The sequence below is a fragment of the Ruegeria profundi genome (assembly GCF_049800715.1).
GTDB lineage: Bacteria > Pseudomonadota > Alphaproteobacteria > Rhodobacterales > Rhodobacteraceae > Ruegeria > Ruegeria profundi_A.
This window is the reverse complement of sequence record NZ_JBNAFO010000001.1, coordinates 663,352-683,406: the sequence shown is the minus strand read 5'-3', so window position 1 is coordinate 683,406 and position 20,055 is coordinate 663,352. Positions and strand designations below refer to the sequence as shown.

Here is a 20,055-nt window from a genome sequence, read left to right as displayed (position 1 = left end):
TTATTTCAGGCGCAGGATGCGATCCAGGGACAGCGGGCCTGCGCCATTAATAACCATCACCAGGAACAGGAAGGTCCACATGGTGCGCTGATCCACCAGGTCAGGCGCAGCATTAAACAGGCTACCAAGTTTCACGCCATGGCCGGTCACGTCAACAATGGTCTGCACCCAGACAAATCCGATCATTGCAACTGCAGCCAGACGTGTGAACAGGCCGACCAGCAGCAGTGCGGGCAGGACGAACTCGGCAACGGTGCCAAGGAAGATCACGATACGCTGGAAGAACGTCATCTGCGTGACGTCCCACAGCACGGCTTCGGCGGCTTTCGGAAAGATTTGCCCAAATGCACCACTGGATGGCGAGAAGATCGACCCATCAATCTTCAGCATCGCCGAGTTCCAGTAATAGACCAGCAGTACAGCAATAAACACGAGCCGGGCGAGGGTCGGCGTCAGCCAACCGGACGCATGGTCCACCTTTCCCAAAACGGAGTTGTGGATTGAGATGATCGCAGTCATGACTCCAGCCTTTCGATAGTCACAGAGGTTATTGCACCGCCTTGCAAAAGCAGTGCCAGAGTGGTTCCAAGATCAAAGTCAGGCGTGTCAGCAGCGGTTTTTTCGAACGCGCTGCCGATGGTGTCGCCCGCTTGCATATGTGCGATCCAGCCTGCTCCGCCTTTGGGCAGAAGATGCGGCGCGGGATCAAATTCGGGGCGGGTGACCAGAACGTCCTCGGTCTGAGCGACCGGTTTTGGGGCGTCTGCTTCCGAATTGTAGCGCCAGATCGCGTGGATCGGCCAATCCGACCGGATCACCCGCATCGCCGGGGCAAAACTCAGCCGCGCGCGCATCACGTCTTCGGGGGGAACGGCCAGCGCATCGGCGGGCGCAGGCGTGCTGTCTGCCGCGTGGTAGGAGTGGCGCAGGGCAAGTTCCAGCCGCGCCATGTCGGCAAGGTAACCCAGATGGGACAGTTGAGGCATTCCGGCGACAAAGGCGGGAAACGCCTCACCATAGAACATCATCAACGGGGATGTGGGCGGGTGCTGGCGCAGGAAAATGCCCGAAAGGCCGTCCATGTTCTGCGATCCCAGCAGCTTGGTGATCACGGGAAAGGCCTGCTGCATAGCCTCGGTCAGTGAGACAGCGACATTGTTGCGATAGACGCTGAACCGACGGCCAGCGGGTTGGTTTTCGGAATCCAGCAACCCCTCCGGGACTGGGGCAGAGGCGTCCAGAAGCGCGGCGCGGAACTGGGTTTGCGACACGCTCATGCCGGGATCCGCTCCAGTGCCGCCTGGGCGCGCACGGCCTCGTCCCGCAGGACCGGCCAGTCGGGGACATCCGTGTCCCACTCGACCAAGAGAGGCTTCGGCCCGGACCGATCCAGAACATAGTCCAAAAGCGCCCAGACCGGATCAACGACCTCGCGCCCGTGGCTGTCGATCAGCAGAGGTTTGCCGTGGTCGTCTTCGTCTTCATCGTGACCGCCGAGGTGAATCTCACCAACCTTTTCAAGCGGGTAGGCGTCGATATAGCCCTGAGGCGAGAAGTCCAGATTTGTAGCTGAGACAAAGACGTTGTTCACGTCCAGCAACAGCCCGCATCCGGTTCTGTTCGAAACTTCGCGTAAGAAATCGGGCTCGGACCAGGTGCTTTCCTCGAACGCCAGATAGCTGGAGGGGTTTTCGAGCAGCATTTGCCGTCCGACGACCTCTTGCACCTGATCGATATGATCGCAGATCCGGGTCAAAGTGGCATCGGTATAGGGCAGGGGCAGAAGGTCGTTCAGGAAGTAGCTGTCATGAGTCGACCAAGCCAGATGCTCAGAGAAGCTGGCCGGGTTCAGCCAGCCGACCAGATGTTTCAATCGCGCCAGATGGTCGGCATCCAGCGGGCCTTCGCCGCCGATGGACAGGCCAACACCGTGGACAGAGATTGGGAATTGTTCTGACAGATGGCGCAGTTGCGCCAAAGGGCGGCCCCCGTCGCCCATGTAATTCTCGGCATGGATTTCCAGCCATGCGACGGGCTGCGCGTGTTCAAGGATCTGTGCAAAGTGCTGGGGTTTGTACCCAACACCCGGCGCTGCGGGTAGTCGGTTCGACCTGAGTGCGTCGTCCAGCATGTGTCAGTTCCCTATGATCAGGTGAAAAGGGGCGGGCGAATTGGCCCGCCCCTTGGATCTCGTATGGCAGATATTATGCCGGCAGGTCGCGGTTCAGCTCTTCCAGCGAACCTTTGCGCGGGGTGCCGTCTGCCTGTGCAGGCAGTTCGATATCGGCGCAGGTGCCTGCATCAACCAGAGTCCAGGCGTTGCCCTGATAGTCAACGGTCGAGGTGCCCGCGCATGTGGTGCCGGGGCCTGCGGCGCAATCGTTCTGACCGGCCAGCGAAACGCCATAGCATTTCTCTTTCGCTTGTGCGGAGGCGGTGGTTGCTGCGCCCGAAACGGCGGCTGCGACTGCTGTTGCGATAACCAGGGATTTGGCTGTGTTCGACATCTCGGTAATCCTTTTGATGACTGCGTATGTCTGCTTGTGACAATGACAAAGGTAGCGACTAGTGAGCCACAGTTAAATTCACGAGGCCGTGTCTCACAAGCGCGTCAGGCATTGTCATGCCCTCTTGCAGGTTAACAAATTGTTTTTGAATTGAAAAATGGAAAATGTTTCAATCCGGCCCCGATTTCAGGGCCGGATGAGGGGTCAGAAACTGACTTATGTTACAGCAGGTCCGGAGGAGTGGCTGCCTTGGACAGCTCATTTGTTACAGTCTCAAGAGATTGAACCTGCGTTTGTTTTTCGCCCAGTCGGCGGACACTTACAGTGCGCTCATCCACCTCGCGGTGACCCACGGCCAGAATGACCGGAACCTTGCCGACCGAGTGCTCGCGGACCTTGTAGTTGATCTTTTCGTTGCGGATATCCGCCTCGGCCCGGACACCAGCGGAGCGGAGCGTTTCAACAACCTCGGCCACATAGTCATCCGCATCCGAGGTGATCGAGGCCACAACGACCTGCCGCGGCGCCAGCCAGAACGGCAACTTGCCCGCGTGTTCTTCGATCAGAATGCCGATGAACCGTTCGAACGACCCAAGGCAGGCCCTGTGCAGCATGTAGGGGCGATGCTTGGACCCGTCAGCGCCGATGAAATTCGCATCCAGACGCTCGGGCAGGTTAGGGTCGACCTGAAGCGTGCCGCATTGCCAATTCCGGCCGATGGCATCTGTCAGAGTGAACTCCAGCTTCGGACCGTAGAATGCGCCCTCGCCTTCCAAGACCTCGTACTCATACCCAGCGGCCTTGCAGGCATCGCCCAAAGCTTTCTCGACGAAATCCCAGCTTTCATCGCTGCCGATCCGCTTTTCCGGGCGGGTGGACAGTTTGATGGTCCAGTCGTGGAAGCCAAGGTCGGCGTAGACCTTCGACAGGAAAGCAATGAACTTTGCGGTCTCGGATTCGATCTGATCCTCGGCGCAGAAGATGTGACCGTCGTCCTGAGTAAAGCCGCGCACCCGCATGATCCCGTGCAGCGCGCCCGAGGGCTCATACCGCGCGCAGGAGCCGAACTCTGCCATGCGCAGCGGCAGATCACGATAGGATTTCAGGCCCTGATTGAACACCTGCACGTGGCAAGGGCAGTTCATTGGCTTCAGCGCGTTGATCGCCTTTTCGCGGGCATGCTCTTCGTCGACTTCGACGATGAACATGTTCTCCTGGTACTTGTCCCAGTGACCCGAGGCTTCCCAAAGTTTGCGGTCGACGACCTGTGGGGTGTTGACCTCGACATAGCCGTCACGGTCCTGCATCCGGCGCATGTAGTCCTGCAGGGTGGTGTAGATTTTCCAGCCGTTGGGATGCCAGAACACCTGACCCGGAGCCTCTTCTTGCATGTGATACAGGTTCATCTCGCGGCCCAGCTTGCGGTGGTCGCGCTTGGCGGCCTCCTCCAGCATGTTCAGGTGCGCTTTGAGCTTTTCCTTGCCCGTGAACGCTACGCCATAGATGCGCTGCAACATCGCGCGGTCGCTGTCGCCACGCCAATAGGCGCCCGCAATGCTCATCAGCTTGAAGGCGTCGCCCGGCAGTTGACCGGTGTGCTGCAGGTGCGGGCCGCGGCACAGATCCTGCCAGTGGCCGTGCCAGTACATGCGCAGTGGCTCATCACCCGGAATGGCTTCGATCAGCTCGACCTTATAGGGCTCATTGTTGGCCTTGTAGAATTCGATCGCGCGGTCGCGATCCCAGACCTCGGTGGTGACGGGGTCGCGCTTGTTGATGATCTCTTTCATCTTTTTCTCGATGAGGCCGAGATCTTCGGGCGTGAATGGCTCTTCGCGGTCAAAGTCATAGTACCAGCCGTTTTCGATAACGGGGCCGATGGTGACTTTGGTCGCGGGCCAGATTTCCTGCACGGCGCGGGCCATGACATGCGCCAGATCGTGGCGGATCAGCTCATTGGCCTGATCTTCATCCTTCATGGTGTGGATGGCGATTTGGGCATCTGCTTCGATGGGCCATTGCAAATCCCAATGCTTGCCGTCGACCGTGGCCGATATCGCCCTTTTCGCCAGCGAAGTTGAGATGTCGGCAGCCACCTGCGCAGGCGTTATGCCTGCGTCATAGGAACGTGCATTGCCATCGGGAAAAGTGAGAGAGACGGATTTTGAATCCAGGGCCATATCGGCTCTCCTCGTCGGTTCGGCGCCCACTGAACGCCCGGTTGCGGGTTATTTGCGTCTGGCTGCTTTGGCAGGTGGTTGTACTTGTGTCAAGTGGCTGGAGCGAGGGGCCAGCCCCTCGCGCTCCCCGAGGTATTTTTAGCCAGATGAAGGAGGATCACGGAATTGCACTTGGGCGGGGGGCGTGCATGATGTCAGGAAAGCAAAGAGGGCTTCATGGCAGCAACAGATTTTTTGGAAACGGCGCAGGGGCGGCGGTTGGCGTATCACAAGAGCGAAGGGGCCGGTCCGACCATTGTTTTTCTGGGCGGTTTGAAATCGGATATGGAGGGCACCAAGGCCGTTCATCTTGAGGCTTGGTCGAAGGCACGGGGGCAGGCGTTCTTGCGGTTTGACTATTCCGGGCATGGAGAAAGCTCTGAGGCGTTCACAGACGGCTGCATTGGAGATTGGCACGAAGACACGCTGGCAGCGGTGGGTGCCTTGACCGAGGGGCCTTTGGTGGTCGTTGGGTCCTCGATGGGCGGTTGGCAGGCGCTGCTGCTGGCAAAGGCGTTGCCGGAGCGAATTGTTGGCATGGTGACCATCGCGGCAGCCCCGGATTTTACCGAGGACGGCTATTGGGCGTCCTTCTCAGATGCGCAGAAGGCAGCGCTGGAGGAGGTTGGGCATGTGGAATTGCCCTCGGACTATATGGAGCCTTACATCATCACAAAGCGTATGATCGAGGATGGTCGGCAGCGTCTGGTTCTGCGGGACGCGTTGGATCTGCCGTTTCCCGTGCGTTTTTTGCAGGGTACGGCTGATACGGCGGTGTCGACTGAAACAGCCGTTCGCCTATTGGAGCATGCGACTGGCCCGGATATGCGATTGTTGCTGGTAAAGGATGCGGATCATCGGTTCTCGGACGGGCCATGCCTTGGTTTGATCGAGAACGCCGTGCTTGACGTTCTGGGGGATGGGTAATGCGTTGGTTCGGATGGGTGCTGGGGCGAATTCTACTGGCGCTGATCGTCGTCGGGGGCCTGATCTATTGGTTCGGGCCGCGGGAAGAGGTAAACTTGGCCCCCGATTTCGACCCCCGCAAGTTTGGCGAAGGTGTTCAGATCTATTTTGAAAGCACGGAATCCGCCTTTGACGATATCGTCCCCGGTGTCGAAAAGCGTGTGATCTGGCAGGACGGGTTCAAAGAGCGGCGGACGCCCTATTCGGTGCTGTATGTCCATGGCTTCTCGGCCAGTTCAGAAGAGATCCGTCCCGTGCCTGATATGGTCGCTGACGCTCTGGGGGCCAATCTGGTATATGCACGCTTGCAAGGACATGGGCGCAGTGGGGCCGCGATGGGCGATGCGACCGCCTCTGGCTGGATGCAGGACATGGCCGAGGGGCTGGCGGCGGCCAAGGCCGTTGGGGAAAAGGTCGTGGTCATTTCGACATCGACCGGCGGCACGCTGGCGGCGGCGGCGGCTTTGAACCCGGCACTCAGCGAAGATGTCGCGGCAATGGTGTTTGTGTCGCCGAATTTCGGAGTGAATTCGACAGGGGCGTTCATACCCGGTCTGCCGTGGGCGCGGGATTGGTTGCCATTGTTGATGGGGCCGGAACGAGATGTATCCGGGCCGGATCCAGAAAAGAACAAGTACTGGACTTCGGTTTACCCGTGGGAGGCCGTGGTGCCGATGACAGTTCTGGTCGAAACGGTCTACGGTCTTGATTTCTCGCAAGCTTTGATGCCAGCGCTGTTCTGGTTTTCGGATGATGATCAGGTCGTGCGCCCGGACAAGACCCACAAGGTGGCCGAGGCCTGGGGTGCGCCAGCAACGGTTGAGCTTGTCACGATGGGGCCTGAAGATGATCCGATGTCGCATGTGATTGCCGGTCGCCTGATGTCACCGAACCAGACAGAGCCGACGGTGAATGGGATATTGGCGTGGTTGAAAACGCAGGGGATCGAATGACCCCTCCTTCAAGAGCATAGAGATGCGCAAGCCGGGCAGCATGTGGAGCCTTGAGACGCTGGGTCGTGTGCGTCTGTCCCGGCATTTCTTCATGCGCGATTTCCTGTACTCCGAGATCGGGAATTTCCATCAAAAACAGAACCTGCCTGAGAACCCGGATCTGGCCATCGAAACCGGCAGCGCCTTTTGCCAAACCTTGCTGGACCCGCTGGAGGAGACCTTTGGCCGGGTCGCAGTGCGCTCGGGCTATCGGTCACCGTCCTTGAATGCCTTTGGCAACGAAAACCGGCTGAACTGCGCGCGTAATGACAATCCGTTGGAGTGCCATGTCTGGGACTGGGGGCAGGGTGAGGCGCGAGTCGCTGGCGCGTCTGTCGTGATCCCCTGGTTTGCGGATCGCTACGCGCAGGGGCGGGACTGGCGCGATCTGGCGTGGTGGATGCATGATCATCTTGACTACTCCGAGATCTGGTTTTTCCCGAAACTCTGCGCGTTCAATCTGGTTTGGCGCCCCAGGCCTCAGCGTCGGATCGACAGTTACATCGCGCCCAAAGGCTGCCTTTTGCGACCGGGTGCCGAGCCAGCCGAAACCCTTGCTGCCCGTCAGAAACGCTATGCTGATTTCCCGCAGTTCCGTGGAATCGCCTATCCTTAAAGATTCACTTGCTGGGCTGATCCAAACCTTCCATCCTGATGAGAAGGAACGACTCGGATAACCGAGCAGAAGGAGGCCCCACGTGATTGAGCCGCTGGTGTTGTTGCCGGGTTTGATGTGCGATGCTCGGCTGTTTCATCCCCAAATTGATGCGTTTTCGCGCCGCCGCGCCGTGGTCGTCTCGGCGATCAGCCGGGGGGAACGGATCGAAGAGATCGCTTCGGATCTTCTGGATCAGCTGCCTCATCGGTTCGCGCTGGCTGGGCATGGGCTGGGCGGCGTGGTGGCGTTGGACCTTATTCGCCGCGCCCCGGATCGGGTGTCGCGCCTGTGCCTGATCTCGACCGATGCGCAGGCCGACACACCGCAGATCGCGGCCGCACGGGAGGATCTGATCATCGGCGCGCAGGCCGGTCGGCTTGAAGAGGTGATGCGGCAGGTTGTGGGGTCGGACACTCTGGCGCCGGGAACGCAGCGCATCCCTGTGTTGAATGACCTACTGGCGATGGCGCTGGATTTAGGCCCGGAGGTGTTTGTGACCCAGATGCGTGCGCTACAGAGGCGCGCGGATCAGCAGGGCACGCTGCGCCGGATCAAAGCGCCCAGCCTGATCCTGTGTGGAAAGCATGACCGGCTGACGCCCGAGCGCAAGCATGCCTTTATGGCGGACATGATCCCAAATGCGGTGATGCACACAATTGATGCGGCCGGATATCTGCCAACTCTGGAAGCGCCCGAGCAGGTGATCGACCTGATGCAGGCGTGGCTGGCTGAACCCTTGCGCATGGCCTAGGGGTAAAGCGCTGCGCGTTCCTCTTTGCTGATCACCATCGGTGTCACGACGGGTTCAAAACTCTCAGGATCAAAGAACGGCGTGTTTTTCCACCCACCGGATAGTCTTGATTTGATCACGCGACGCAGCAACCCAATTGCCGCCGGAGACAGATTTTCGTGCTTTTGCTTGCCATTGGGCCGAGGCACGAACCCACGAGTCGCAATCGGGCCAAGCCGCGCGTGATCGGCGATACGCAAAGCGATAAACCCTGCAAAGGGAAATCTGGCGGTGCGTGGCGTCGTTGCCAATGGCGCGTTGCAGCATTTGGCATACCATCGCAGCATACCCTTTGGGCTCAGTGACATCGCCGCCAAATGTTCGGCACCGCTGTCAATCGTGACCTCGTCGGGGGCGATTTGAAACACCTCAACCGGGCCGGGGGCCGGGTCGGGTTGGCCGAAGTAAAGCTGGGCCGCACGGCAGTCGTGGCAAAAACACTCGGCATGGGTACCCAGACGCGCACCATCAGATGTGATGCGGCCTGTCAGTGTCCCGCAGGCGCAAGAAAAGGTGAGGTCAGGCTCTGACGCCAAAGCCCTTACGCGACTTTGTTGCTGTTGGCCGCCCGACGACGCGGTTTGCGGCTGTTATCGTTCATGAAGTCGATGACCAGCGGGCGGATATTGTCGCGCCAGCTGCGGCCTGCGAAGATGCCGTAATGCCCCGCACCGGGTTCAACATGGCTGGCTTTCTTGCTGTCCGGCAGACCGGTACACAGATCAAGCGCGGCGATACATTGTCCGGGGGCCGAGATATCGTCATTCGCGCCTTCCACGGTTTTCACAGCCACATCGGTGATCTTGCCCATATCCACCTTGTGCCCGGCGACGACAAATTCGTTCCGCCCGATCTCGCGGTTTTTGAAAATGCGTTCGACCGTGGAGAGGTAAAATTCGGCCGGCATATCCATGACAGCGAGGTATTCATCGTAGAAGCGGTTATGGGCGTCATGGTCCGATGCTTCCCCCCGCATCACGCGCTGGATCTGATCCGTGAAGGCTGTGGAGTGGCGTTCGGCATTCATCGACATGAACGAAGCCAGCTGCAACAGGCCGGGATAGACCATCCGACCCACGCCTTTGTATTTGAAACCAACGCGCTGGATCATGGTCTCTTCCAACTGGCCCATCGTCACGCGACGGCCAAAGTCGGTCACGTCGGTCGGGGTGGCGTCGGGATCGACCGGGCCACCGATCAGGGTCAGGGTGCTGGGTTGGGCCTTTGGTTCGACCTCGGCCAGATAGGCGGTCGCGGCCAGTGTCAGCGGCGCAGGTTGGCACACAGCGACTACATGGGTGTCCGGGCCAAGCTCTTTCATAAAATCGACAAGGTAGAGGGTGTAATCCTCGACATCGAACTTTCCGGCGGACACGGGGATATCGCGCGCGTTATGCCAATCGGTGATGTAAACTTCGCAATTGACCAGCAGGCTTTTGACGGTCGAGCGCAGCAATGTGGAGTAGTGACCGGACATCGGAGCCACCAAAAGCACCTTGCGAGGTTGCGTTTCGCGCCCGTTTACCTTGAAATGGAGAAGGTCCCCAAAGGGACGCTCCAGAACCGAGGTGACTTCGACCAGATGATCTTTGCCATCTTCACACGTGAACGTCCGGATGCCCCAATCGGGCTTCGCGACCATGCGTTGAAAGGTGCGCTCGGTCACTTCACCCCAGGCGGCCATCCAGCTGAATGCCGGGTTCGGAACCATCGAAAACAGCGGGTAGGAGGCCATCGCATTTGCCGTCGAACCAAGCCATTGGTTCGTATTGCGCATGGTTTCCATCAGATCGTAGGTCATCATGTAGCGCATCGAAGGATCCTCCGGAGTATCAACCTAAGAGTTCGGACCATTCGTCGCTTTGTCGACCAACGTCCGCGACGTTATTCTGCATAGCAGCGAGAGTAGGGGTGAATTGTTAAAATGACAACAAGTGAAGACAATACGGGCCAAGTTACCGAAGAACATATTGAACGCATTAAAGAAAATATGGAGAAGGTTGAGGCTCTCTCCAAGCGCCTGATAGAAGTCATGGCTTCGAAGAAGTCTCATGTCCCGGCTTTGGACGGCCCGAATCAAGAGCTTTATGCACGTGCGGCAACAGCCTATTGGGCCGACGCATTACAGAACCCCGCCAAACTGCTGGAACAGCAAATCGAATACTGGGGCAAGTCCGTTCTGAACTTTGCCGAAGCGCAGCAGGCCCTGACCACGGGCGAAGTGGAGGAAGACGAACCCAAGTCCAAGGACAAACGCTTTTCCAACCCGCTTTGGGACACCAACCCCTATTTTCGCTTGATCCGCCAGCAGTATCAGACCAATGCCGAAGCCATCGCGCAGGCGGTGTCGTCGGTTGAGGACCTTGAGGAAAAGGACAAGCAGCGCCTTCAGTATTTCTCGCAGCAGATCATCGACCTGATGGCCCCCACCAATTTTCTGGCAACCAACCCCGATGCCTTGGAGAAAGCTGTCGAAACCGAGGGGCAATCCCTGATCCAAGGGCTTGAGAACCTCGTTTCGGATCTAGAGGCCAATGATGGTGAGCTTGTGGTCAAGCTTGCCGATGACAGTGCATTCGAGGTTGGGGTCAATATTGCGACCAGCCCCGGCGATGTCGTCTATCGCAACCGTATGATGGAGCTGATCCAATACAAACCGGCAACCGAGACAGTGCATGAAACCCCCATCGTTCTGTTCCCGCCGTGGATCAACAAATTCTACATTCTCGATCTCAAAACCCAGAACAGCCTGATCAAATGGGTGACCGAGCAGGGGTACACGCTGTTTGTCGTCAGCTGGATAAATCCCGACTCCACCTACGCCGATGTGGGGATGGAGGACTATATTCAGGATGGGTTCCTGACTGCGATCGAGACGGTCAAGAAGATCTGCAAAGTAAAACAGGTCAACGCCGTTGGGTATTGCATTGCGGGCACGACGCTCAGCCTGACCCTGTCACTGCTCAAACAGCGCGGGGACAAATCGGTCAAGTCGGCGACCTTCTTTACGGCTCTGACCGATTTTGGCGATCAGGGAGAATTCACGCCGTTTTTGCAAAACGACTTTGTGGATGGGATCGAGGATCAGGTCGCCAAGGATGGCCTCCTCCGCGCATGGATTCTTGGGCGCACCATGTCTTTCCTGCGTTCACGCGACCTGATCTACACGCCTGCAATCCGCAGCTATATGATGGGAGAGACCCCTCCGGCTTTTGACCTGCTGTATTGGAATGGCGACGGCTCGAACCTTCCGGGGAAGATGGCGGTGCAGTATCTGCGCGGCCTGTGCCAGCACAACGAATTCGTGGGCGATGGCTTTGAGATGCTGGGCCACAAGCTGCATGTCAGGGATGTGGACGTCCCCCTGATGGCTATCACCTGCGAGACGGACCATATCGCCCGCTGGAAAGACTGCTATCGCGGTGTTCAGCAGATGGGGTCCAAGTCCAAAACGTTTGTCGTGTCAGAGTCCGGCCACATCGCCGGGATCGTGAACCCGCCCAGCAAGAAGAAATACGGACACTACACCAACCCTGATCTGAAGTTGGATGCCGAGGCCTGGTTAAAAGACGCTGACTTTCACGAAGGATCCTGGTGGCCGATGTGGGGCGCTTGGCTGAAGAAACGGTCTGGCAAGCAGGTTCCGGCGCGCGAAACGGGTGATTCGGAGCATCCGAGCCTGTGTCCGGCGCCTGGCAGCTATGTTTTGCTCAAGGCAAATCGTTGAGCAAATCGCTGATTTCAAAATGAAACTCGATTTTTTCTGCATTGCAGCAAGAAAAAACTTGAAATGCTGCGATGCAGAAATCATATTGTCCTCAAGCCGATGGAAACCGGGGTGGGCCCGGTTCGGTGAAAAGGATTAGGACAATGGCAAAGACCCAAGACTTCACCGCGATCATGAAAGACGTCATGGGCGCGTTTCCGGTAGACACCACCGCAATGGAAGGTGCCTTCAAATCGACCGCAGCGCTGAACGAAAAGCTGTCGGGCGTTGCTCTGGACGCGGCTGAGAAATCGGCTGAAATCTCGAACAAATGGACCAAGGACACCCTGGCCAAGCTGACCGAGATGTCGAAAGCAAAGGCCGAGCCTGCTGACTACGCAAAAGCCGCAACCGACTTCGCAAGCGCGTCGGCTGAAGTTGCTGCTGAAAACCTGGCTGCATTCGCGGAAATCGCGAAAAAAGTTCAGTCGGAAACCGTTGAGCTGCTGATGGCCGCTGGCAAAGACGCTGCCGAAGAAGCAACCGCAGCTGTCAAGAAAGCGACTTCTGAGGTGACGACTGCTGCCAAGAAAGCTGCAGCTGCCAAGTAAGAACGTCCGCGACGGGCATCTTATCCTCCCTATAGGTGCCATCGCGTTGGGCAGGTCGATTGACCTGCCCTTTCTTTTTGTGCTGCAGTCGCATAACCTCTGCTGCAACGCATCATCCTTGGGGAGGGTACAAGGTGTCGGACAAAGAAAAACCGCTGTTGATCAAGCGCTATGCCAGCCGTCGGCTGTATAACACCGAGACCAGCGATTACGTGACGCTCGAAGATATTGCGGGGTTCATCCGCGATGGGCGCGAAGTTCAGATCATTGATCTGAAAACGGGCGATGACCTGACCCGCCAGTACCTTTTGCAAATCATTGCCGAACATGAAAGCCGGGGCGAGAACGTCCTGCCGGTGAATGTCCTGAACGATCTGGTGCGCAGCTACATGGTGCCGGGTGGGGGCATGATGCCGCAATTCCTACAAAGCTCGTTCGACATGCTGCGCGAAAGCCAAAGCAAGATGATGGAGAATATGAATGCCATGAACCCGATGTCTCAGATGCCGGGTTTTGAGGCGATGCAGGCGCAGCAACAGGCGTTCCTCAAGGCCATGACGGGCGGGTTGTCCGGCAACTGGTCAGGCCCTGACAAAGAGGACGAGTCCGAACCAAAAGAGGATCTGGACGACATCAAAAAGCAATTGGCTGAGTTGCAGCAGAAGCTTTCCAAACTGAATTAGGAGCGCAGGCGATGCGCTGGCTGGTCCTGTGTGTCGCTATGTTGTGTTCGCAAGCCGTTTGGGCCGAGGGGCAGTTCTCCGAGAACTGGTCAGCAGTTTGTCGGTTGGGGACAGATACCTCTGCCGGATGCCAGGATATTCGGGCGCGTGAGATTCTCGATGCGTCCGAGGCCCCTTGGCGCGCGATTGGTCGCGTGAACTATGCGGGGCGGGACCAGCGATCTCATTGTACGGGTGTTCTGATCTCGGAAAACCATGCGTTGACGGCGGCGCATTGTCTCTACAATCGATCACGCAAACGCTGGATACCACCGGAGAGTATTCTGTTTGCTGCCGGGTACCAGCGGGGCGAGGCGGTCTCGGTTGCGCGGGCCGATGACTTTATCTTGCCTGCAGGTCAGGATGTTTCAGCCGGATTTTCCGATCAACCCGACTTGGATTGGGCTATTCTGGTGCTGGACGCTCCGATCGGGGCCGAGGTCGGTTTCGTTAAGCCGGCAAATCAAGAGGTCGAGGCGGGTTTCGTCGCGGGCTATCCGGGGCTAAGACCTCATGTCCTGAGCCAGACAGAGACTTGCCCCATGCGTATATATGCAGGCCAAATGCTGCATGGGATCTGCCCTGTGATGATGGGGGATTCCGGCGCACCGCTGTTGGTGAATACCTCGGACGGGCTGCGGGTGGCTGCTATCTTGTCCCGCATCGCACCGACCCCCGAAGGGATCGACGCATTGTTCGTCTCAGTGCTCGGAGTTCATGTACCGTAAGCGGGGACAGGGCCAATCACCTCACCGACCGAGGCCAGCAAGATATCGGCGATCACGTCCAATTCCTCGCGCGTCAGGCGCACGGGCAGGCGCACGTCACAGGCTGTCATCAGCATGGCACGCGTTTGCGGCAGCTCGAATTGCTCAGGCAGGAATTGCCAGTTCCAGAAGGCGCGGGCATTGTCTTCACTCATGCCAAAGACCTGAACCTTGACGCCGCGCGCCTCGGATGCGGCGGCAAAGGCACGGATTTCACCCTCATCCATGCCGACCAGATTGAACTGAATCGAATCCGGCGCACGACGTTCGGGCGCAAGCGGGGCGGGAACGTCGATATAGTCCGAGCTGTTCAGACGTTCGGCTACATAGTCGTGGTTCGCCAGCCCATCGCGCACGCGGCGCGCCAGTTCTGGAACCTGAGGGCGGATCACTGCGGCGCTGAGGTTGCTCATCCGCAAGTTATATAGCGGCAGTTTGTTCTGCCAGCGCGCAAAGGCCTGCTCCAATTCCGGAGAGTTGTCGCCATGCGGGGTTTTGTGCTTCTTCCAGTTATGCTCATAAGCGCCGGACATGATCACGGTACGGGCCACCAGATCGGCGTCGTCGGTGATCAGAATGCCACCTTCGCCCGCGTTGATCATCTTGTAGGACTGGAACGAGAAGCAGCCAATTTTGCCGATGGTGCCAATGTTGCGCCCATGCCAGGTGGTGCCCAGCGAATGGGCGGCATCTTCGATCACCGGGATTTCGCGCGCGTCGCACAGTGCCATGATCGCATCCATATCCGAGGTATGGCCGCGCATATGGCTGATGATGACTGCCTGCACATCATCCAGCTTGGCCTCGAAATCAGCCATGTCGATGCGGTAGTTCGGACCAACTTCGCACAGAACCGGAATGCAATCCGCATGCACGACGGACGATGGCACAGCGGCGAAGGTAAAGCCGGGGATCAGAACCCGTGCGTCCCGCGGCAGGCCCAATGCCTTCAGTGACAGAAACAGAGCAGCCGAGCAGGAGGAAACGGCCAATGCGTATTTCGTGCCCAGCAGCGCGGCGAACTCGGATTCCAGCAAAGCAACCGGCGCGTCTTGCGGCGCGGTGTAGCGAAACAGGTCGCCTGACTGCATCAGGGCGTCGATTGCGTCTCGTGCGGCGGCGGGGATGGGTTCGGCGTCATGAACGTTGGGTGGCAGCGTCATATTTGGTTTTCCCGAATTCTAACTTTCACTTTATTAAATCAAGCGTGCCGCCCGTGCCAAGCCCCCAATCGCAAGATCGGCAAAAATTCACCAAATTGTCGTATGGAAAACGGGGATTAGATCCCCAGCCGATCCCGCATCGCGTACCAAGTCATAGCCAGCACCAGCAAAGGGCTGCGCAGGGCCGGGCCACCGGGAAAGGGTAGGGCCGGGACGCGGGCCATTGTATCGAACCCTTCGGCCTGTCCCTGGATGGCCAATGCCATCAGCTGACCGGCATGTGTTGCCGTGCCGACGCCATGGCCGGAATAGCCCGAGGCGGACAGGATATTCGGCGCTACACGCGTTAGGTAAGGCATCCGACGCATTGTAATCGCCAGAGTGCCGCCCCACGCGTAGTCGAGCCTGACGTCCCGCAGATGCGGAAAAATCTCGGTCATTGGTTTGCGCACGGTGGCCGAGATATCCGAAGGGAAACGATAGCCATAGCTTTCACCTCCGCCAAACAGGAGGCGCCCGTCGGCGCTGAGGCGGAAGTAGTTCACCACGAATTTCGTATCCGCAACCGCGACATCCTGCGTCAGTACATGTGCGGCCTCATCCCCAAGCGGCTCCGTCGCGGCTATGAAGTTGTTGATCGGCATCACCCGCGCCGCGACCTGCCGGTTCAGCGTTCCAAGGTATCCGTTGCAAGCCAGAATGACGCGTTGGGCGCGGACATTCCCACCTTCGGTAAGAACAGTGGCCGAGTCGCCTTGTTCGATCCGTGTCACCTCCGTGCCCTCAAAGACACGCACGCCCGCGGCCTCAGCAGCACGGGCCAGACCGAGCGCATAGTTCAACGGGTGCAGATGCGCCGCCCCCATATCCAGATACCCACCCTTGTAAGCGGGTGAGGGGCAGAGGGCTTGGCCTGCCTCTTCATCCAGCAGCTCGATCTGATCGTAGCCGTAGCGGTCCGACAAATGCGCGGCATGGGCGTGCAGATCGCTGCGCTCGGACGCTGACAGGCCCAGGTTGGCGATGCCAGGCTTCAGATCGCAGTCGATTTTGTGCTTTTCAATCAGCGATTTGACCAAGGCCTTCGCATCTTCGGCCAGATCCCAAAGCTTGGTAGCGTCGTCCTGCCCGACGAGCCGCTCCAGATCCTCTTGATCCATGCGCTGGGCGCTGCCCAACTGGCCGCCATTGCGGCCTGATGCGCCAAAGCCCACTCGGTGTGCCTCAAGCAGGACAACGTCCATCCCGGCCTCGGCCAGATGTAACGCAGCCGACAAACCCGTATAGCCACCACCGACGATACACACATCGGCGCGGGTTTCGCCCTTGAACTCAGGGAACCGCGCGAGCGGATTGGCTGTTGCGGCATACCAGCTTGCCGGATACTCGGCTTTGCTATCGTTGGAATAGAGAAGGTTCATCTCTGGTGACCCCAAAAGGCTCAGACGTTCAGCAAGAGATGTTCCCGCTCCCACGGAGAGATCACCTGCAGGAACTCTTCGTACTCGGCCCGTTTCACGATGCCATAGACGCGGGCGAATTCGGGGCCCAGAATCTCATGCAGTTCCGTGGCTCCGTCAAACAGGTCCAGAGCATTCCCCATCACCTGCGGGATATCCCCTTCGCCCTCATAGGCGTCACCGTAAAACTGGCGGCGTGGACGTTCCTGTTGGACCAGACCCAGATAGCCACAGGCCAGTGACAGTGCGATCCCGAGATACGGGTTGCAGTCCATCCCGGCGATACGGTTCTCCACACGTCGCGCCTCAGGCCCCGACAGCGGCACCCGGATACCCGTGGTGCGATTGTCCCGCGCCCATTCCAGATTGATCGGTGCGGCGTGGTCTTTCACATAGCGGCGGTAGGAGTTCACATAAGGCGCCATCACGGCAAGACCGGCGGGCAGGTGTGTCTGGAGGCCCGCGATGAAGTGATAAAACGCGTCCGTCTCACCGCCTTGCGGCCCGGAGAAGATGTTCTGGCCGGTCTCAATGTCGATGATCGAATGGTGGATATGCATCGCCGATCCTGGCTCATCCTCAATCGGTTTCGCCATGAAGGTCGCGAAGCAATTGTGGCGCAGCGCGGCCTCGCGGATCAGGCGTTTGAAGTAGAAAACCTCGTCCGCCAGCTTCACAGGATTGCCGTGGCGCAGGTTGATCTCAAGCTGGCCTGCGCCGCCTTCCTGAGTGATCCCGTCGATCTCAAACCCCTGATGTTCGGCGAAATCATAGATGTCGTCGATCACCGGGCCGAATTCGTCCACGGCCGTCATGGAATAGGCCTGACGGGCGGCGGCAGGACGGCCCGAGCGACCCATCATCGGCTCAATCGACTGCGCCGGGTCAACGTTGCGGGCGACCAGAAAGAACTCCATCTCCGGGGCGACCACCGGCTTCCAGCCCTTGTCGTGATAGAGCTGCACGACACGTTTCAACACGTTGCGCGGGCTGTAGGGGATCGGATTGTCGTCTCGGTCATAGGCGTCGTGGATCACCTGCAACGTCCAGTCGCCGGTCCAAGGCGCAGCCGACGTGGTCGAGAAATCCGGTTTCAGGATCATGTCTCGTTCGATGAACCCGTCCTCACCTGCGGCTTCACCCCAGCCGCCCGTGATCGTCTGGTAGAAGATACTGTCAGGCAGGTGGAAATAGGATTGCCGCGCGAATTTCGATGCCGGAACGGCCTTACCACGAGCAATGCCTGGCAGGTCCGAGATGATGCACTCGACCTCATCCAGCCGATGTCCGGCGATGTAGTCCTGTGCGGCCTGCGGTGTTGCGTCTGTCCAATCGGCCATCAGGCCCTCGCTTTCTTCAGAAAATCCGCCATGATCTGCGCGATCCGGGCATTGTGGTCTGGTGCTGTTTGTCTGTTCGCCGCGGCTTGCATGAGGTCATCAGGCACCAACCCTTTGCCGCGCGTGCGCATCAGGCCCGAGACGAAATCGTTGGAAAATTCAGGATGCGCCTGCACGGTCCAGATCTGGTCACCGTAGCGCAGCATGGCGTTTTGGCAGAAATCGTTGCTGCCGATCACCTCGGCCCCGTCCGGCACGGCCACGACCTGGTCCTGATGCCAGGCGTTCAGCCAGACGTTATCGCCATCGAAGTCATATTCGGTGCGTCCAACCGACCAACCACCTTGGTATTTTTCGACTTTGCCGCCCAGCGCCTGCGCGATGATCTGGTGACCAAAGCAGACACCCACCAGCGGCTTGCCGCTTTGGTGAATTTGGCGGATCAGGTCCTCAAGCGGGGGAATCCATGGCAGGTCCTCATAGGCCCCGTAGCGAGAGCCTGTGATCAGCCAGCCATCTGCGTCTTCTGCGCTGTCTGGGAAGATCCCGTCAACGACTGCGAAGGTTTTGAATTCAAACCCATGTCCGTCCAGCAATGCGGGGAACAGAGAGTCATAGTCTCCGAAGTCCTGCATGAGCGCATCAGGGGTGTGGCCAGTTTGTAGAATGCCGATTTTCATAAGTCACCGAATTTGATCAAATTCAGAAATACCCGAGAGCGGGCCTTCGGGCAAGGGGGTCACACGGCCTCAAGATAGCTGAGCCAGTGTTCGTCCTCGGGGCGGTCTGCAAAACGTGCAATTTCCTGCCGTTTGGTCATCGACATGTTGCGGATCAATTCCGACGGGAAAAGCCGGGCTATGATAGGGTCACTCTCGAACAGGTCGATGGCGGCGGCCCAATCGCCAGCCAGCTGAGGCAGACCGTCAATTTCATAAGCATTACCCGAGATCGGGGCAGGGGGCGCCATGCCGTCCTCGATACCGACCAGCGCCGCGCCCAGAACGGCACTCAACATCAGATAGGGATTGATGTCGCCACCAGCCACGCGGTGCTCGATACGTCGGGCCACCGGGGCACCGCCCGGAATACGGATGGCAGCGGTTCGGTTTTCATAGGCCCAGCTTGCACCGGTGGGCGCATGCGCGCTGGGCACTAGCCGTGCGTATGAATTCCCATGAGGGGCAAAGATCAGAGTGCTGGCGGGCATGGCAGCAAGGCACCCTGCCACGGCTGAGCGCAGCAGGTCGGTGCCCTCGGGCCCTCCATCGTCGAAGATGTTCCGCCCATCTTGGTCCAGGACCGAGAAATGCACATGCATCCCGTTTCCCGCGTCCTCGGCATATGGTTTCGACATGAAGGTCGCAGCAAAGCCGTGTTTTCGGGCCAAACCGCGCGTCAAAGCCTTGAAAAGCCACGTATCATCGGCGCAGCGCATGGCGTCCTGATGATTGAGGTTGATCTCGAATTGACCGATCCCGCTTTCGGATATGGCGGTTTGTGCGGGGATGCCCATCGCGGCGCACCCGTCATAGAGGTCGGTGAAGAACGCCTCGAACGCGTCCATTTCTGCGACGGACAGAACCGCCTCGTCCGTCAGGCGGCGACCAGTGATCGGGTTGAGCGGCGCCAAGGGTTGGGGGCCAGACGCGTCGACAAGGGTGAATTCCAACTCGGTCGCCGCAACGACCGACCAGCCGCGCTGCGCGTAGCGCGACAGTACCGAGGCAAGCGCATGGCGCGGGTCGCCTGCAAAGGGAACGCCGTCATCGTCATGGAGGCTCATGGGAACCAGGGCGGTCGATGTTTCCAGCCATGGCACTGGCACAGGCCCGCGCTCGGTCGGGAGCAGGATGCCATCGGCGTCACCGGTTTCGAACACGAGGGGGCTTCCGTCGATATCCGCGCCCCATAGATCGACGTTCAACGCCGAGAATGGCATGCGCACGGCACCTTTGCTCAGCTTGTCGGCATAGGTAGGCGGGACGCGCTTGCCTCGCATCTGACCGTTCAGGTCGCAGGCGGCAACGCGGAAATTATGCAAGGCGTTCAGGTCCATTGGGGCGGTAGCTCCTCTCGGTTATCCGAGATGTAGCGAAGCCAAACGGCCTTGTCACGAAATTTGATCAAATTTCAGAGGTGGAAAAAGGCGTC

At 58.8% G+C, this 20,055-nt stretch carries 20 protein-coding genes; 8 read left to right on the top strand and 12 right to left on the bottom strand.

All coding sequences use genetic code 11. The features are described from left to right. From ACP15L_RS03400 to thrS, 5 genes are all read right to left on the bottom strand, one after another. A complete protein-coding gene (locus tag ACP15L_RS03400; RefSeq protein ID WP_425083122.1) occupies positions 1 to 519 on the bottom strand; it encodes a DoxX family protein in 519 nt (172 codons plus the stop codon). Continuing rightward, positions 516 to 1,277: a putative DNA-binding domain-containing protein gene (locus ACP15L_RS03395; protein WP_425083121.1), complete on the bottom strand. Its 762-nt coding sequence runs from the start codon at positions 1,275 to 1,277 to the stop codon at positions 516 to 518. Before ACP15L_RS03395 ends, ACP15L_RS03400 begins: the two co-directional genes overlap by 4 nt. After that, entirely contained in the window at positions 1,274 to 2,131 is an 858-nt protein-coding gene (locus ACP15L_RS03390) for a DUF692 domain-containing protein (protein WP_425083120.1), read from the bottom strand. Before ACP15L_RS03390 ends, ACP15L_RS03395 begins: the two co-directional genes overlap by 4 nt. 73 nt (positions 2,132 to 2,204) lie before the next feature. Continuing rightward, a complete protein-coding gene (locus ACP15L_RS03385) occupies positions 2,205 to 2,507 on the bottom strand; it encodes a DUF2282 domain-containing protein (RefSeq protein ID WP_170374122.1) in 303 nt (100 codons plus the stop codon). Positions 2,508 to 2,728: 221 nt separating this feature from the next. Beyond that, the gene (gene thrS / locus ACP15L_RS03380; RefSeq protein WP_170374121.1) at positions 2,729 to 4,687 is read right to left on the bottom strand and encodes a threonine--tRNA ligase; all 1,959 of its coding nucleotides are present in this window, start codon (positions 4,685 to 4,687) and stop codon (positions 2,729 to 2,731) included. 216 nt (positions 4,688 to 4,903) lie between these two features. Here thrS and ACP15L_RS03375 point away from each other — a divergent pair, with 216 nt between their 5' ends. The 4 genes from ACP15L_RS03375 (at position 4,904) to ACP15L_RS03360 (ending at position 8,093) form a co-directional block, all read left to right on the top strand. Beyond that, positions 4,904 to 5,653 (top strand): alpha/beta fold hydrolase, encoded by a 750-nt coding sequence (locus ACP15L_RS03375; RefSeq protein ID WP_425083119.1) that lies wholly within the window; start codon positions 4,904 to 4,906, stop codon positions 5,651 to 5,653. Next, positions 5,653 to 6,645, top strand: coding sequence for an alpha/beta hydrolase (locus ACP15L_RS03370; protein ID WP_425083118.1), 993 nt, complete (start codon positions 5,653 to 5,655; stop codon positions 6,643 to 6,645). Before ACP15L_RS03375 ends, ACP15L_RS03370 begins: the two co-directional genes overlap by 1 nt. Positions 6,646 to 6,685: 40 nt before the next feature. Further along, complete coding sequence (locus ACP15L_RS03365) at positions 6,686 to 7,300, top strand: hypothetical protein (RefSeq protein ID WP_170688993.1); 615 nt, start codon at positions 6,686 to 6,688, stop codon at positions 7,298 to 7,300. A gap of 82 nt (positions 7,301 to 7,382) precedes the next feature. Continuing rightward, positions 7,383 to 8,093 carry an alpha/beta fold hydrolase gene (locus ACP15L_RS03360; protein ID WP_425083117.1) on the top strand — a complete coding sequence of 237 codons (711 nt, stop codon included), beginning with the start codon at positions 7,383 to 7,385 and terminating at the stop codon, positions 8,091 to 8,093. Here the strand turns inward: ACP15L_RS03360 and ACP15L_RS03355 are convergent. Both ACP15L_RS03355 and phaZ read right to left on the bottom strand, forming a co-directional pair. After that, the gene (locus ACP15L_RS03355; RefSeq protein WP_425083116.1) at positions 8,090 to 8,668 is read right to left on the bottom strand and encodes a DUF6151 family protein; all 579 of its coding nucleotides are present in this window, start codon (positions 8,666 to 8,668) and stop codon (positions 8,090 to 8,092) included. The genes ACP15L_RS03360 and ACP15L_RS03355 overlap by 4 nt on opposite strands. Before the next feature lie 5 nt (positions 8,669 to 8,673). After that, positions 8,674 to 9,945 (bottom strand): polyhydroxyalkanoate depolymerase, encoded by a 1,272-nt coding sequence (gene phaZ / locus ACP15L_RS03350; RefSeq protein WP_425083115.1) that lies wholly within the window; start codon positions 9,943 to 9,945, stop codon positions 8,674 to 8,676. 111 nt (positions 9,946 to 10,056) lie between these two features. On the opposite strand from phaZ, the gene ACP15L_RS03345 reads away from it, so the two are divergent. The 4 genes from ACP15L_RS03345 (at position 10,057) to ACP15L_RS03330 (ending at position 13,899) form a co-directional block, all read left to right on the top strand. Further along, positions 10,057 to 11,859 (top strand): PHA/PHB synthase family protein, encoded by a 1,803-nt coding sequence (locus ACP15L_RS03345; RefSeq protein WP_425083114.1) that lies wholly within the window; start codon positions 10,057 to 10,059, stop codon positions 11,857 to 11,859. A gap of 143 nt (positions 11,860 to 12,002) precedes the next feature. Next, the gene (locus ACP15L_RS03340) at positions 12,003 to 12,449 is read left to right on the top strand and encodes a phasin family protein (RefSeq protein WP_170374114.1); all 447 of its coding nucleotides are present in this window, start codon (positions 12,003 to 12,005) and stop codon (positions 12,447 to 12,449) included. 134 nt (positions 12,450 to 12,583) lie between these two features. Continuing rightward, on the top strand, positions 12,584 to 13,132 hold the full coding sequence (phaR, locus tag ACP15L_RS03335) for a polyhydroxyalkanoate synthesis repressor PhaR (protein ID WP_170552879.1): 549 nt from the start codon (positions 12,584 to 12,586) through the stop codon (positions 13,130 to 13,132). A gap of 11 nt (positions 13,133 to 13,143) precedes the next feature. Next, entirely contained in the window at positions 13,144 to 13,899 is a 756-nt protein-coding gene (locus ACP15L_RS03330; RefSeq protein ID WP_425083113.1) for a trypsin-like serine peptidase, read from the top strand. On the opposite strand, the gene ACP15L_RS03325 is transcribed toward ACP15L_RS03330, so the two are convergent. From ACP15L_RS03325 to ACP15L_RS03305, 5 genes are all read right to left on the bottom strand, one after another. Then, positions 13,887 to 15,101 (bottom strand): DegT/DnrJ/EryC1/StrS family aminotransferase, encoded by a 1,215-nt coding sequence (locus ACP15L_RS03325; RefSeq protein ID WP_425083112.1) that lies wholly within the window; start codon positions 15,099 to 15,101, stop codon positions 13,887 to 13,889. The genes ACP15L_RS03330 and ACP15L_RS03325 overlap by 13 nt on opposite strands. A gap of 116 nt (positions 15,102 to 15,217) precedes the next feature. Further along, the gene (locus ACP15L_RS03320) at positions 15,218 to 16,522 is read right to left on the bottom strand and encodes an NAD(P)/FAD-dependent oxidoreductase (RefSeq protein WP_425083111.1); all 1,305 of its coding nucleotides are present in this window, start codon (positions 16,520 to 16,522) and stop codon (positions 15,218 to 15,220) included. 20 nt (positions 16,523 to 16,542) lie between these two features. Next, positions 16,543 to 17,901, bottom strand: a complete 1,359-nt coding sequence (locus ACP15L_RS03315) for a glutamine synthetase family protein (RefSeq protein WP_425083110.1) — start codon at positions 17,899 to 17,901, stop codon at positions 16,543 to 16,545. Then, the gene (locus tag ACP15L_RS03310) at positions 17,901 to 18,581 is read right to left on the bottom strand and encodes a type 1 glutamine amidotransferase (protein ID WP_170374108.1); all 681 of its coding nucleotides are present in this window, start codon (positions 18,579 to 18,581) and stop codon (positions 17,901 to 17,903) included. The genes ACP15L_RS03315 and ACP15L_RS03310 overlap by 1 nt, the downstream gene beginning before the upstream one ends. Positions 18,582 to 18,640: 59 nt before the next feature. Then, positions 18,641 to 19,960 carry a glutamine synthetase family protein gene (locus ACP15L_RS03305; protein WP_425083109.1) on the bottom strand — a complete coding sequence of 440 codons (1,320 nt, stop codon included), beginning with the start codon at positions 19,958 to 19,960 and terminating at the stop codon, positions 18,641 to 18,643. Positions 19,961 to 20,055: the final 95 nt, after the last annotated feature.